Source organism: Halomonas alkaliantarctica (assembly GCF_029854215.1).
Lineage (GTDB): Bacteria > Pseudomonadota > Gammaproteobacteria > Pseudomonadales > Halomonadaceae > Vreelandella > Vreelandella alkaliantarctica_A.
In genome coordinates this window covers 1,894,128-1,907,453 of the sequence record NZ_CP122961.1, presented here as the reverse complement: position 1 = coordinate 1,907,453, position 13,326 = coordinate 1,894,128, and the positions used below count along the sequence as shown (strand labels likewise).

The following is a 13,326-nucleotide window of genomic DNA, read 5'->3' as shown; positions in this document are numbered from 1 at the left end:
TAGTTGATTTTCACTCAATTACTAATCGTTTTCAAAACACAAATGCCGTTTAAAGTATTCCAGTCCTAATAGTTCATTACAGCTCTAGGCTCAACTATTACTAGCGTTGAGCTATTAAAAACAAAAAAAAACGCCGCCCATAGGGCGGCGTTTTTACAAACCAATAACTAATCGATAATTAGTCTTGGCCCATCTGCTGCTTGATCAAATCACCGATAGTGGTCGGACCACCTGCAGTTTCCGGCTCTTGCTCACGAATCTTCTTCAGATTCTGACGCGTATCGTCCTGGTCTTTCGCTTTAACCGACAGATTAATCTGGCGGCTCTTGCGATCAACACTAACAATACGAGCTTCAACGCTGTCGCCTTCATTCAGCACATTGCGCGCGTCTTCTACGCGGTCAGCACTGATTTCAGAGGCTTTAAGCACAGCAATAACGTCAGTCGCCAATTCAACTTGAGCTTCTTTAGCATCAACTTCAATGACACGACCCGTTACGATGCTGCCCTTATCGTTGACTGACAGATACTCAGCAACGGGGTCAGAATCCATCTGCTTGATGCCTAGCGAGATGCGCTCACGCTCAGGATCAATAGATAGAATAACGGCTTCAGCTTCATCGCCTTTCTTAAAGCTGCGTACGGCTTCTTCACCAGTATCAGTCCAAGAAATATCAGACAGGTGAACCAAACCGTCAATACCACCTTCTAGGCCGATAAAGATACCGAAGTCAGTAATTGACTTGATGGTACCGGAAACACGGTCGCCCTTGTTGTAGTCAGTGTTGAAGGTTTCCCACGGGTTAGCAGTGCACTGCTTGATACCCAGAGAAATACGACGACGCTCCTCGTCGATATCCAACACCATGACGTCAACATCATCGCCCACTTGAACGACTTTAGACGGATGGATGTTCTTGTTAGTCCAGTCCATTTCAGAGACGTGAACCAAACCTTCAACACCCTCTTCCAGCTCGGCAAAGCAGCCGTAGTCAGTCAGGTTAGTGACGACTGCGTGCACTTTCATGCCTTCTGGATAACGCTCTTTAATGTTGACCCACGGATCTTCGCCCAACTGCTTAAGACCCAGTGAAACGCGGTTACGCTCACGGTCAAACTTCAGAACTTTAACGTTGATCTCGTCGCCAACAGCAACGATTTCGGACGGATGCTTAATACGCTTCCACGCCATGTCTGTAATGTGCAGCAGGCCGTCAACACCGCCCAGGTCTACGAAAGCGCCGTAGTCTGTCAGGTTCTTAACGATACCCTTGATCTGCTGGCCTTCTTGCAGAGTAGCCAGAAGCGCTTCGCGCTCTGCACTGTTCTCTGCTTCCAGAACCGCACGACGTGATACCACAACGTTGTTGCGCTTCGGATCGAGCTTGATGACTTTAAAGTCCAGCTCTTTGTTTTCCAGGTGCGCAGTATCGCGAACAGGACGAACGTCAACCAAGGAGCCCGGCAAGAAGGCACGGATAGAGTCAACTTCAACTGTGAAGCCGCCTTTAACCTTACCGTTAATAACGCCCTTAATGATTTCGTCTTTCTCGAAGGCTGCTTCCAGAATCTTCCAAGCTTCTGCACGCTTGGCTTTTTCACGGGAAAGACGCGTCTCACCGAAACCATCTTCAACGGCTTCAAGTGCAACGTGTACGTCGTCACCGATAGCGATGTTCAGGTTACCGTGTTCATCGCGGAATTGTGACGCAGGGATCTGACCTTCAGATTTCAGACCAGCGTTGACAGTAACCCAGTCACCGTCAATGTCGACAACTTGAGCCGCGACAATAGCGCCTGGCTCCATGTTGATGTCGTTAAGAGACTGTTCAAACAGCTCAGCAAAGCTTTCGCTCATGGTGTTCCTACGTAATTACGTTGTTGAGGCATAAATGCCTTCTCCGCACCACCAGCAAGTGCGGGCCTAATGTCACTCAGCCTTTGGAGGTGTTAACGCTGGTTAGACCTGACCGGGCTCACCGATGTGAGTTTAGTGCCCTGCCACGTCGTGACACCTATCCAAAAACGCCGCAAGGGAGAATCACACGCCGCTTACCAGCCCTCTTTGGGCGAGCAGTTCGGTCAGTTGATCAACCACTTCCGGTATGCTCAGGCGCGTGGTATCAAGCGTAATGGCATCATCTGCCGGCTTGAGAGGAGCCACACTGCGCTGCGTGTCGCGTGCATCGCGTGCCTGAATCTCCTTTAAAAGACTCGAAAGACTAGCATTCACCCCGGCTTCCTGCAACTGCAGATAACGTCGGCGTGCCCGCTCATCGGCACTTGCCGTCAAAAAAATCTTTAGCGGGGCGTCGGGAAACACGACGGTACCCATGTCTCGCCCATCGGCTACCAATCCTGGCGCTTGGCAAAAATCACGCTGTCTCTGTAGCAAGGCTTGCCGCACCGCAGGCAGCGCCGCCACTTGGGAAGCTCGCTCACCAGCCTGCTCGGTACGAATCACTTGGCCAACATCTTCACCTTCGAGAAGCGTACGCGGCTGCCCCTCTTCAACTGGAAAGGCTACATCCAACTGCTCCGCTAAGCGTGCAAGCCCAGCCTCATCATCAACCGCTACGCTATGCTTAACCGCCGCTTGAGCCGTCAGCCGATAGAGCGCACCACTATCCAGCAAATGCCAGCCAAGACGCTCCGCCACTAAACCACTAATGGTGCCTTTACCCGCTCCACCTGGGCCATCAATAGTGAGAACGGGAACAACTGAAGCGGGATCATTCATGCGCACCCTCCACGCTAACGCTCATGCCGATGCGCGTGGCCAGTTCAACGAAATCAGGAAAAGAGGTCGCCACATTGGCGCAGTCTTCAATTTCAATTTCTCCACTCGCACGCAGTGATGAAATCGCGAACGCCATGGCAATACGGTGATCGCCCAGGCTATCGACACGACCACCGCCGTAGCTCGCTTTTTGCGCATCGCCATTGCCAACAATATCGATACCGTCTTCTACAACAGTGTGCTGCACACCTAGCACAGCTAAACCATCCGCCATTGCCTGGATGCGATCAGACTCTTTTACGCGCAGCTCTTCGGCGCCCCTTAGGCGGGTCACGCCATCGGCGTTGGCGGCGGCAATAAACAGTGCAGGGAATTCATCAATTGCCAGCGGCACTTGCTCTTCAGGGATATCAATTCCTTTCAGCGGTGCGTAGCGAATACGAATATCGGCCACCGGTTCGCCGCCCACTTCGCGCTCATTCTCAAGCCTTAAATCCGCACCCATGAGGGTAAGAATATTAATCACACCAATGCGGGTTGGATTAACCCCTACGTGCTCAAGAGTAATATCAGCGCCAGGGGTAATCGCTGCGGCAACTAAAAAGAACGTTGCTGAAGATATATCCGAAGGCACATCTATTGGGCCCGCGGTCAGTTTACCGCCACCCTGTAACCAACAGGTATCGCCTTCACGGAAAACCGCATAGCCAAACCCATTGAGCATGCGCTCGGTATGATCACGGGTCGGCGCAGGTTCGCGCACCCGCGTTTCGCCCTCCGCGTACAGCCCCGCCAACAGCAGGCAGGATTTCACTTGGGCACTGGCCATCGGCATATCGTAATGAATGCCTTTAAGCTTGGCGCCACCGCTGATTTTAAGCGGCGGGCGTCCGCCTTCTGCGGTATCAATGCTGGCCCCCATTAGGCGCAGCGGGTCAGCCACGCGGCTCATGGGACGCTTGGTCAGCGACTCATCGCCGGTTAGCTCGCTATCAAACGCCTGTCCAGCGAGCAACCCTGAAAACAACCGCATGGCGGTGCCCGAATTACCCACATAAAGTGGGCCAGCGGGGGCCTTTAAGCCATGCATGCCAACACCGTGAATGGTGACTTTACCTTGATGCGGACCTTCAATCGCCACGCCCATTTCACGAAATGCCTGTAGGGTCGCCAGACTGTCTTCGCCTTCCAGAAAGCCTTTTACTTCTGTAACACCCTCTGCCAGCGCGCCCAGCATAATGGAGCGGTGCGACATGGATTTATCGCCAGGTACGCGCACACGACCCTGGGCTTGGCCGCCTGGCTGCACACGGTAGGTGACCTTACCTTGTGGTTGCATATGATATTCCGCCTGATAGCTGGTTTTGTTCAATAAAGAGTCAAAATAGTGCCGGGCGTGGCTCGCCCGATCAAAGGTGGCAATCATCGCATCGCTGTCACCGGTTTCTACCGCGTGACGCAAGCTAGAAAGCCCTGCTTCAAAATCATCCAGAGATGCCAAAACCGCCTGTTTATTGGCAATAAAAATATCTCGCCACATAACCGGGTCGCTACCCGCTATACGGGTAAAATCACGAAAACCGCCCGCTGCGTAGCGAAAAATATCTAACCGCTCATCTTGACGAGCCAGCGTATCCACGAGTGAAAATGCCAGCAAGTGCGGCAAATGGCTAGTACGTGCCAACACTTGATCATGGCGTTCTACGTCCATTTCCAGCACATCGGCACCGCAGGCTTCCCATAAGCAGCGGACGCGCTGCAAAGCAGCCCGATCTACGTTTGGCTCCGGCGTCAGAATAACCTTGTGGTCTACATACAAGCGCGGATTCGCAGCTGCAACGCCGCTTTTTTCTGAACCGGCAATAGGGTGCCCCAGCACCATGTTGGAGGGCACTTGGCCAAAGACACGCTGGGCACAAGCCCGAATGGTCGCTTTAGTGCTACCGACATCGGTCATCACGACATCTGCAGACGCTCTTGGTAATGCATCGGCCAAGCTCGCCATAACGCTCTCCATGGCGAGCACCGGCACCGCCAGCACAACCATGGTGGCGTCATTAACTTGTTCGGTTAGACGGGTACCGCCTGAGTCAATCAACCCCATTCCAATACCGCGAGCGATCTCACCCTCATCAGGGTCACAGGCAACAATCTGCCCTTGAAAGCCTGCAGCGCGCAGCGATGCCGCTAACGAGCCACCAATCAATCCCAAGCCAACAATCAATAGGCGCACTTCATGACAGCCTGATGTTTTAACGCTGTCTTCGACCATTAACGTCACAGCACGCCTATGGGGTAGGAACCCAGCACGCGAAGGTCCGCTGCCCGCAGTTGCACCTCTTCAAGCACTGCCGCAACTTTAGGCTCATCACGATGGCCTTTAAAGTCGATAAAAAAGACGTAGTTCCACACACCGGTACGCGAAGGACGCGTTTCAAGGCGGGTTAAATCAATTTGATGGCGATGAAAAGGCTCTAGCAAGGCATGCAGCGTCCCCGGCTGGTTGCGCATGGCAACCACAATAGAGGTTTTATCCTCGCCAGCCATGGGCACATCCTGATTGCCAATAATCAAAAACCGCGTGGAGTTATCAGGGCTGTCTTCAATCTTCTCGGCGATATGATCAAGCCCATAAAGCTTGGCCGCCATATCACCTGCAATCGCCGCACTATGCCACTCGGTTTTGACTAATTTGGCCGCTTCAGCGTTAGAGGAAACTGGCACGCGCTCCGCATGGGGATAGTGAGCATCAAGCCATTTACGGCACTGGGCAAAGGACTGCGGGTGCGAATAGATACGTGAGACTTTATCGCGGCGAGTCGTTTCACTAACCAATAAATGGTGGTGAATGCGCAATACTACTTCGCCACAAATTTTAATCGAGGAGTCCATAAAGGTGTCCAGGGTGTGATTGACCACCCCTTCGGTGGAGTTTTCCACTGGTACAACGCCGTAATGCACGGCGCCCGCCTCTACTTCACGAAACACCTCGTCTATAGCTGCCATAGGCAAACTCACGGCGCTTTCACCAAAATGCTTGAGCGCCGCCTGCTGTGTAAAGGTGCCTTCAGGACCTAAATAGGCCACTTTAACCGGCTGCTCAAGCGCCAAACACGCCGACATGATTTCACGAAACAGTCGCGCCATCTCTTCTGAATCGAGCGGCCCCTTATTCAACGCCATAATGCGCCGCAGCACCTGCGCTTCTCGCTCAGGGCGATAAAATACTGCATCTTTATCTTCGGCCAACTTAACGTGCGCCACCTGCTGGGCGCAGCTGGCACGCTCGCTGATCAGATTCAGAATATCGCTATCGAGCTGATCGATTCGCTGGCGCAGCTCGTCCAGATTGATCGACGTGTCGGACATGATGGTTAGCCCCTTGTTTTTTCAAAATCGGCCATAAATGCAATTAATGCATCTACCGCAGACTCAGACACCGCATTGTAAAGGCTGGCACGCATACCACCCACGCTGCGGTGGCCTTTTAAATTAAGCAGCCCCGCCGCATCGGCCTGTTGTAAAAACGCTTTATCCAGCGCTGAATCGGCTAATACAAAAGGCACGTTCATCCGCGAACGGTTGGCTTTAGCAATTGGGTTGCTATAAAACTCGCTGGCATCAATCGTCGCGTAAAGCTTATCGGCTTTACGCTGATTAATAGCGTCCATCGCGGCCAGCCCACCGATATCGTCTTTCAGCCACTGGAATACCAGCCCGGCTAAATACCAAGCGTAAGTGGGCGGCGTATTGACCATCGAACCGGCTTCCGCCAGCATTTGATAATCAAATAGCGAAGGAATATTGGCCTGGGCTTTGCCTAACAGGTCGTCACGCACCACCACCAGCGTTAAGCCGGCGGGGCCAATATTTTTCTGTGCCCCAGCGTAGATCACGCCAAACTCACTAACGTCGATCGGCCCAGAGAGAATATTTGACGACATATCGCAGACCAACGGCACGCTAGCACCATCGGGTCGCTGAACGTGCGGCGTATAGTCAAACTCTAAGCCGCCAATCGTCTCGTTAGAGGTGTAGTGCAGATAGGCAGCATCTGCGCTTACCTGAAGCGCATCACGCTGGGGCACCGCCGTATGGCCGTTAGGCTCACTGCTGGCGGCCACATGGCAATCAAAACCAAGGTGCTTGGCCTCTGTCAGCGCTTTCTTGCCCCAGATGCCGGTCTGAATAAAGTTGCCGCTACCGCCCTGCCCCAAAAGGTTCATCGGCAGCATGGCAAACTGCAGGCTGGCACCGCCCTGCAAGAACAACACTTTATAATTATCCGGCACGCCTAGAAGCTGACGGAAATCAGCTTCTGCGCGCTCGGCAATGCCGATAAACTCATCGCTGCGGTGACTCATTTCCATCACGGAAAGACCGCGCCCCTGGTAGTCCAGCAGCTCTTCCCGGGCGCGCTCCAACACAGCGATTGGCAGGGCCGCGGGCCCTGCGCAGAAATTATAGTGACGTGTCATCAGTCCCTGGTTCCTGTGCGTCATCGGATGTTTCATTCGCCTGCGCGTCTTCAAGGCTGCTCTTTTCAAGACCAGCTTCTTCAGGACTGCTTAGCTCATCGCTCTCTTCCGGCTCATCAACGCGTACCGTCTTGACCAGCTTCTCTTCTTTGCCGAGACGAATCAGCATCACACCCTGGGTATTCCGTGATGTGGTCGAGACTTCTTCCACACGGGTACGCACTAGCGTGCCTCGGTCAGTGATCAGCATCATTTCATCGCTGTCATACACCTGCATCGCCGCCACTAGCGAACCGTTACGTTCGCTGGTTTGCATGGCGATAACACCCTGACCACCACGACCACGCAGCGGAAATTCTTCCAGACGCGTGCGCTTACCGTAACCGTTCTCGCTGGCGGTCATAATGTAGATTTGACCATCAGCCGTTTCAGCTACAGCGCTCTCTTGGTTGGAATCCTGCGCTTCACTTTCGGCATCCGCTTCGGCGTCGATCTGTTGACTCTTGGGAATGATCAGACTAATGACTTCAGCATCACCCGCTAAGCGCATACCACGCACGCCGCGGGCAGTACGACCCATGGCGCGGGCATTGCCCTCTTCAAAGCGAATGGCTTTGCCGTTAGACGACAGCAGCATGGCATGATCATTACCGGTGGTAATAGCAGCGCCCACTAAACGGTCACCCTCTTCCAGGTCAATCGCAATAAGACCGACACTGCGCGGCCGCGAGAACTGCTCAAGGCTGGTACGTTTGACGGTACCTTTGGCCGTAGCAAAGAAGATGTAGTTATCAGGGTTGTAGTCGCGCACCGGTAGGATTGCGTTAACCGCTTCGCCCTCTTCCAGCGGCAGCATATTCACCAGCGGCTTGCCACGCGAGCCGCGGCTGGCGTTAGGCATTTCATACACTTTCAGCCAGTACACTTTGCCGCGGTTGGAGAACAGCAGTACGGTGTCATGAGTCGACGCTACCAGCAGGTGCTCAATCACGTCTTCATCTTTCATGGCGGTGGCAGACTTACCGCGGCCGCCACGGCGCTGGGCCTGATAGTCAGAGAGTGGCTGCGTCTTGGCGTACCCAGAGCGCGACACGGTGACCACCATGTCTTCTTCGGCGATCAAGTCTTCAATCGAAAGGTCCAGGTGGCTGGCCTGAATTTCAGTACGACGATCATCGCCAAACTGGTCACGCACGGCGTGAAGCTCTTCGCGAATCACTTCCATCAAGCGATCAGCAGACGCCAGAATCTCGGTTAGCTCGGCAATTTTCTCAAGAATATTCAAGTATTCGTCGAGCAGCTTCTCGGTCTCAAGACCCGTCAAGCGATGCAGACGTAGCTCAAGGATCGCCTGCGCCTGGGCGGGAGAAAGCCGATAAGAGGTAGCCGCGGTATTTAATCCAAAGCCCTCTTCCAGCTCCTCTGGCTTGCAAGAAGTAGCTCCAGCCCGCTCCAACATGGCGGTTACCTGACCGGGCTGCCACGTCTTGGCGAGCAGCTTTTCACGCGCTTCTGCTGCATTGGGCGAGGCTTTAATCAGCTCGATCACTTCGTCGATATTGGAGATAGCGACGGCCAAGCCTTCCAACAGATGCCCACGCTCACGGGCTTTTTTCAGCTCATACAGCGTGCGCCGGGTAACCACTTCGCGGCGGTGGCGAATAAAGGCTTCCAGCATCTCTTTAAGATTGAGCGTGCGTGGCTGGCCATTTTCCAGCGCCACCATGTTAATCCCGAACACGTTTTGCAGCTGCGTTTGGGCAAACAGGTTATTGACCACGACTTCGCCGGACTCGCCGCGCTTAACTTCAATAACCACGCGCAGGCCATCTTTATCCGATTCATCGCGCAGCTCAGCGATGCCTTCGATCTTCTTCTCTTTCACCAGCTCGGCAATCTTCTCAATTAACCGCGCTTTGTTCACCTGATACGGCAGCTCACTAATAATAATGTGATCGCGACCGGTTTTATCATGATGTTCGATGGTATGGCAGGCGCGCACATAAATACGCCCACGGCCGGTACGGTATGCCGACAAGATACCCGCGCGTCCATTGATAATGGCACCGGTGGGGAAGTCAGGGCCGGGGATGTACTCCATCAAGTCATCCACTGACAGCGTGTAGTCGTCGATGAGGGCCAAACAGCCGTCAATCACTTCACGCATGTTGTGCGGTGGAATATTGGTGGCCATACCTACCGCGATACCCGACGAGCCGTTGATCAGCAGGTTGGGTACCTTGGTGGGCAATACGGCGGGAATACGCTCGGTACCGTCGTAGTTATCCACCCAATCGACGGTGTCTTTTTCAAGGTCGGCGAGCAGCTCGTGGGCGAGGCGCGACATGCGCACCTCGGTATAACGCATCGCAGCCGCGTTATCCCCATCAATTGAACCGAAGTTGCCCTGGCCGTCGACCAGCACATGACGCATCGAAAAGTGCTGCGCCATACGTACGATAGTGTCGTATACCGCGCTATCACCGTGCGGATGGTATTTACCGATGACATCGCCGACGACACGCGCCGACTTCTTGTACGGTTTATTCCAATCATTACCCAGTTCATGCATGGCAAACAGCACACGCCGGTGAACCGGTTTAAGGCCATCCCGCACATCTGGAAGCGCGCGGCCGATAATGACGCTCATCGCATAGTCGAGATACGACTGTTTAAGCTCGTCTTCAATATTGACGGGCAAGATTTCTCTGGCGATGTCACCCATGAAAGTCAGATCCTTTGCACTGCATTGGCACTGCGAGAGTTGAAAGCGCTGATAAACACCGCTCTGAAATTACCATAGAGCGGCGCGCAAATACTGCGCCATCATACCACCGCAAAAGCAGCAAGGGCAGCCAGGGAGCTCAGCAAAGCCGTTTAGGCGCTAAATGCCTCTTTCCCCAAGGTCAACGCGGCTAACGCTTCACGCACCTCTCCCTCGATTGCAGCGGCCTTATTGGCGCGCATATCGAGCAGTACGAAGGTTAAATCGGCACGAGCAATGACGGTGCCATCTTTACGCCCACCGTCTTTACGAATGATACGGTGGTGGCAGAGTCCACTGCGCTCTCCAACGTCGATGATCCCGGTCAGCACTTCTAAATCATCCCCTTGTCGGGCAGCGGCCAGATAATCAATGTTCAAATTGACGACGACGAATGCCCGCCCGGCTTGATGGAGCTCTTTCATCATTTCTGGATGTTGATCAAAAAAATCCCAGCGTCCTTCTTCCATAAATTCTAGGTAGCGAGCGTTATTCACATGACCGTAGCCATCTAAGTGATAGCCTCGAACGCGTAACTGAACACGTGACAGCGATGTACTCATATCGACTCCTCCATAAGGATTGGCAACAACTCAATCAAACACAAGTTTGAAACACGTGCAACAGAGACGATTGGTGGCAGCCGCTGGTAGGAATGCCCCGCTTTCGCCATAATGTGCCACCTTTTGAACAGGATTGGTCCCATGTGGTTTAAGCACTTGCATTTATACCGCCTGCACGACGCGCCCGCATTATCCAGCGATGAGCTCGCTAGCGCTTTACAAGAGCATGCCGCCAAACCACTCGGCAACGCCGATGCACGCCGCCTGGGCTGGACTGCACCCGCTGGACGTATGGGCGGCGGTCAACTCGTTCACGAAATTCAATCGCATCGGCTGCTTTCAGCGCTGCGCCAAGAACGCCTTCTGCCCGCGTCTGTTGTAAAAGAAGAAGTCGATGAGCAGGTTGCCGATATTGAGGCCAGCGAAGGCCGCAAAGTGACCCGCAAAGAGAAGACCGCGTTAAAAGAGCAGGTCACCGAGGATTTATTGCCTCGCGCTTTTGTGCGTAGCCAGAAAATTGATCTTTGGTGGGATACTAATGGCCAGATGATCGGCATCAATGCCAGCTCGAGAACCCGCGCCGAAGACATTCTGGATTTGCTACGTGAAACCCTGGGCAGCTTAAAAGTCACCCCGCTGAGTTCACAGACGCTGCCTATCCGCGCCATGACCACCTGGCTGGGTGATGTGTCTAGCCGCCCTGCCGATCTACAATTAGGTGATCAGGTTGAACTCAAAGCCAAAGGCGATGACGGTGTGCTGCGCGCTCGCCAGGTCGATTTGGACAGCGATGAAATTCAGCAGTTACTTGAGAGCGGCCGCCAAGCCAGCAAGCTCGCTGTTAGCCTGGAAGGCCGGTTAAGCTTTGTGCTACACGATGATTTGGCGCTGAAATCGTTGCGTTTTGGCGATGCCCTGATTGAAGAAGCCGATCACGCTGACGACGGTGACGATGCTCTCGCTCGCCTGGAAACAGACTTTATTTTAATGGCGCAGGCCCTATCCGCTGATATACCGCGCTTGGTAGAGTGGCTTGGCGGCGAAACGCAGCGGGAACCTGCGGCGCAGTAAGGGCTCTATAGCCCTTCGGCCTTGATGCTATTAATCGATACCTATTCCTAATCACCCATGGTTTATCATCCAACGGTTCGCATGACTCATCAAAATAACGCTACCAACGCTTCTACTGAGACAGACCCGTGGGCCGATATTCGGCCCTTTATGGATCATGAAGTGGCCGATGTACTTGCCAGGCTCTCACGTGACAATGAGTTGCTGGATGCACTAACCCGCTTCCGGCTGCCGCGCATGGCACGCTGGGCACCATCCCTGGCGCGTATTTTTGCCAGCCGCGCCGTACGGCGCGAAGTCAAAGGTGTTTCATCCGTTTATGAGTTCCAAATGCGCATTGCCCATTACATGGAGCGCATGATTCGCACCACCACGGATGCGTTTGAAGTCACTGGCCTCGACAAACTCGACCCCAACGGCGCCTATCTATTTATTGGCAATCACCGCGATATCTCTCTGGATCCCGCGTTCGTTAATTATGCGCTATACCAGGCGAACCGCGGCACCGTCCGCATCGCGATCGGTGACAATCTGCTCAAAAAGCCCTATGTCACTGACCTGATGCGGCTTAACAAAAGCTTCATTGTGCCGCGCAGTGCACGGGGCAAGCGGGCCATGCTGGCGGCGTACCAGCAGCTGTCTGCCTATATTCGCCACACCATTACCGAAGACCAGCACTCAATCTGGATGGCCCAGCGTGAAGGTCGCGCCAAGAACGGCATCGACCATACCGAGCCCGCTATCATCAAAATGCTGACCATGGCCAGACGCACCTCGGAGCGTGACATGGTTTTTGGCGAGGCAATCGCCGAGCTGAAATTGGTGCCGGTATCAATTAGCTATGAATACGACCCCTGCGACGTGCAAAAAGCCCAGGAACTGCACGATATCGATACCCAGGGCAGCTACGCCAAGAGTGAGTTTGAAGATATTAGCTCTATTGTGGCGGGCATTACCGGCTCAAAGGGACGCGTGCGACTGCATTTTGGTACGCCAGTGGGTTCTGATATGGCGACCCCCGATGAAGTGGCGGCGGAGATTGACCGTCAGGTAATTGGCGGCTATCGCCTGTTCCCCAGCCACTATTTAGCCTTAGAGGCGTTGGGGGAAGCGCCAGAGCTAGTGGCACGCAAAGCCATAACTCGACAGGACCGAGAACGTTTTAATGCCCGGCTTGCCGAAGTGCCTGAGCCTCTGCGCCCTTATTGGCTTGCTCAGTACGCCAATCCCGTTAAACACAAGGCCGGTCGCCTGACGGTTTAATGCCGCGCAACTCATGCCCGTTGGCAGAAAAAATGCTATGGTCAACGCATTGTTTGGTTTCGCTTGGCGCTGTCGCCAATTGCGATCCTAAGGAGACTCTCATGTCCGGTTCAGAAATCCAGAAAACACGCGTCATCAATGAGCTGCGTGACTTTATTCGCAAATTGCTGCAAGACCCAAAAATTCTTGAGCAATCCCTTGTGATTGCCAGGCAACAGTTAACCGAAGGCAATAGCCCAGCGGCCATGGCGCGGATTGCCAACGAAATTTCAGACACCACCAGTGTGCACATACCCGAAGACCCTGCTGAACACTCGGAGGCTGATAAGCTCTTTTTAGAACTGCTGCGTGAAGTCGTTCAAGAAGAGCAAGCGCTTTATTAACCGTTGCTAGCAAGCAACGGTACCGGCGAAGCGTTTAGCGACTTCGCCGTCTTTTTTGTTATCG

10 protein-coding genes are annotated in these 13,326 nt (G+C 53.8%); 3 read left to right on the top strand and 7 right to left on the bottom strand.

The features are described from left to right. Nucleotides 1-178: 178 nt before the first annotated feature. From rpsA to QEN58_RS08560, 7 genes are all read right to left on the bottom strand, one after another. Complete coding sequence (gene rpsA, locus QEN58_RS08590; RefSeq protein ID WP_280106683.1) at nucleotides 179-1,858, bottom strand: 30S ribosomal protein S1; 1,680 nt, start codon at nucleotides 1,856-1,858, stop codon at nucleotides 179-181. 183 nt (nucleotides 1,859-2,041) lie between these two features. Further along, nucleotides 2,042-2,740 (bottom strand): (d)CMP kinase, encoded by a 699-nt coding sequence (gene cmk, locus QEN58_RS08585; RefSeq protein ID WP_280106682.1) that lies wholly within the window; start codon nucleotides 2,738-2,740, stop codon nucleotides 2,042-2,044. Continuing rightward, complete coding sequence (locus QEN58_RS08580; RefSeq protein ID WP_280106917.1) at nucleotides 2,733-5,012, bottom strand: bifunctional prephenate dehydrogenase/3-phosphoshikimate 1-carboxyvinyltransferase; 2,280 nt, start codon at nucleotides 5,010-5,012, stop codon at nucleotides 2,733-2,735. The genes cmk and QEN58_RS08580 overlap by 8 nt, the downstream gene beginning before the upstream one ends. 5 nt (nucleotides 5,013-5,017) lie before the next feature. Then, nucleotides 5,018-6,109: a prephenate dehydratase gene (gene pheA / locus QEN58_RS08575; RefSeq protein ID WP_280106681.1), complete on the bottom strand. Its 1,092-nt coding sequence runs from the start codon at nucleotides 6,107-6,109 to the stop codon at nucleotides 5,018-5,020. A 5-nt stretch (nucleotides 6,110-6,114) separates the two neighbouring features. Then, on the bottom strand, nucleotides 6,115-7,218 hold the full coding sequence (gene serC, locus QEN58_RS08570) for a 3-phosphoserine/phosphohydroxythreonine transaminase (RefSeq protein ID WP_280106680.1): 1,104 nt from the start codon (nucleotides 7,216-7,218) through the stop codon (nucleotides 6,115-6,117). Continuing rightward, nucleotides 7,202-9,943 (bottom strand): DNA gyrase subunit A, encoded by a 2,742-nt coding sequence (gene gyrA, locus QEN58_RS08565; RefSeq protein WP_280106679.1) that lies wholly within the window; start codon nucleotides 9,941-9,943, stop codon nucleotides 7,202-7,204. The genes serC and gyrA overlap by 17 nt, the downstream gene beginning before the upstream one ends. A gap of 152 nt (nucleotides 9,944-10,095) precedes the next feature. Then, nucleotides 10,096-10,545 (bottom strand): acyl-CoA thioesterase, encoded by a 450-nt coding sequence (locus QEN58_RS08560; protein ID WP_280106678.1) that lies wholly within the window; start codon nucleotides 10,543-10,545, stop codon nucleotides 10,096-10,098. Between the two features lie 141 nt (nucleotides 10,546-10,686). Here QEN58_RS08560 and QEN58_RS08555 point away from each other — a divergent pair, with 141 nt between their 5' ends. The 3 genes from QEN58_RS08555 to QEN58_RS08545 all read left to right on the top strand — a co-directional run bounded on the left by QEN58_RS08555 (nucleotide 10,687) and on the right by QEN58_RS08545 (nucleotide 13,262). After that, entirely contained in the window at nucleotides 10,687-11,616 is a 930-nt protein-coding gene (locus tag QEN58_RS08555; RefSeq protein ID WP_280106677.1) for a recombination-associated protein RdgC, read from the top strand. 81 nt (nucleotides 11,617-11,697) lie between these two features. Next, complete coding sequence (locus QEN58_RS08550) at nucleotides 11,698-12,879, top strand: 1-acyl-sn-glycerol-3-phosphate acyltransferase (protein WP_280106676.1); 1,182 nt, start codon at nucleotides 11,698-11,700, stop codon at nucleotides 12,877-12,879. 101 nt (nucleotides 12,880-12,980) lie between these two features. After that, the gene (locus tag QEN58_RS08545; protein ID WP_280106675.1) at nucleotides 12,981-13,262 is read left to right on the top strand and encodes a hypothetical protein; all 282 of its coding nucleotides are present in this window, start codon (nucleotides 12,981-12,983) and stop codon (nucleotides 13,260-13,262) included. Nucleotides 13,263-13,326: the final 64 nt, after the last annotated feature.

What these genes read in the sequence shown, in the direction of transcription:
- QEN58_RS08555 (WP_280106677.1), top strand. Translation starts at nt 10,687, where the DNA reads ATGTGGTTTAAGCACTTGCATTTATACCGCCTGCACGACGCGCCCGCA.
- serC (WP_280106680.1), bottom strand. Translation starts at nt 7,218, where the DNA reads ATGACACGTCACTATAATTTCTGCGCAGGGCCCGCGGCCCTGCCAATC.
- QEN58_RS08560 (WP_280106678.1), bottom strand. Translation starts at nt 10,545, where the DNA reads ATGAGTACATCGCTGTCACGTGTTCAGTTACGCGTTCGAGGCTATCAC.
- gyrA (WP_280106679.1), bottom strand. Translation starts at nt 9,943, where the DNA reads ATGGGTGACATCGCCAGAGAAATCTTGCCCGTCAATATTGAAGACGAG.
- QEN58_RS08550 (WP_280106676.1), top strand. Translation starts at nt 11,698, where the DNA reads ATGACTCATCAAAATAACGCTACCAACGCTTCTACTGAGACAGACCCG.
- QEN58_RS08580 (WP_280106917.1), bottom strand. Translation starts at nt 5,012, where the DNA reads ATGGTCGAAGACAGCGTTAAAACATCAGGCTGTCATGAAGTGCGCCTA.
- rpsA (WP_280106683.1), bottom strand. Translation starts at nt 1,858, where the DNA reads ATGAGCGAAAGCTTTGCTGAGCTGTTTGAACAGTCTCTTAACGACATC.
- cmk (WP_280106682.1), bottom strand. Translation starts at nt 2,740, where the DNA reads ATGAATGATCCCGCTTCAGTTGTTCCCGTTCTCACTATTGATGGCCCA.
- pheA (WP_280106681.1), bottom strand. Translation starts at nt 6,109, where the DNA reads ATGTCCGACACGTCGATCAATCTGGACGAGCTGCGCCAGCGAATCGAT.
- QEN58_RS08545 (WP_280106675.1), top strand. Translation starts at nt 12,981, where the DNA reads ATGTCCGGTTCAGAAATCCAGAAAACACGCGTCATCAATGAGCTGCGT.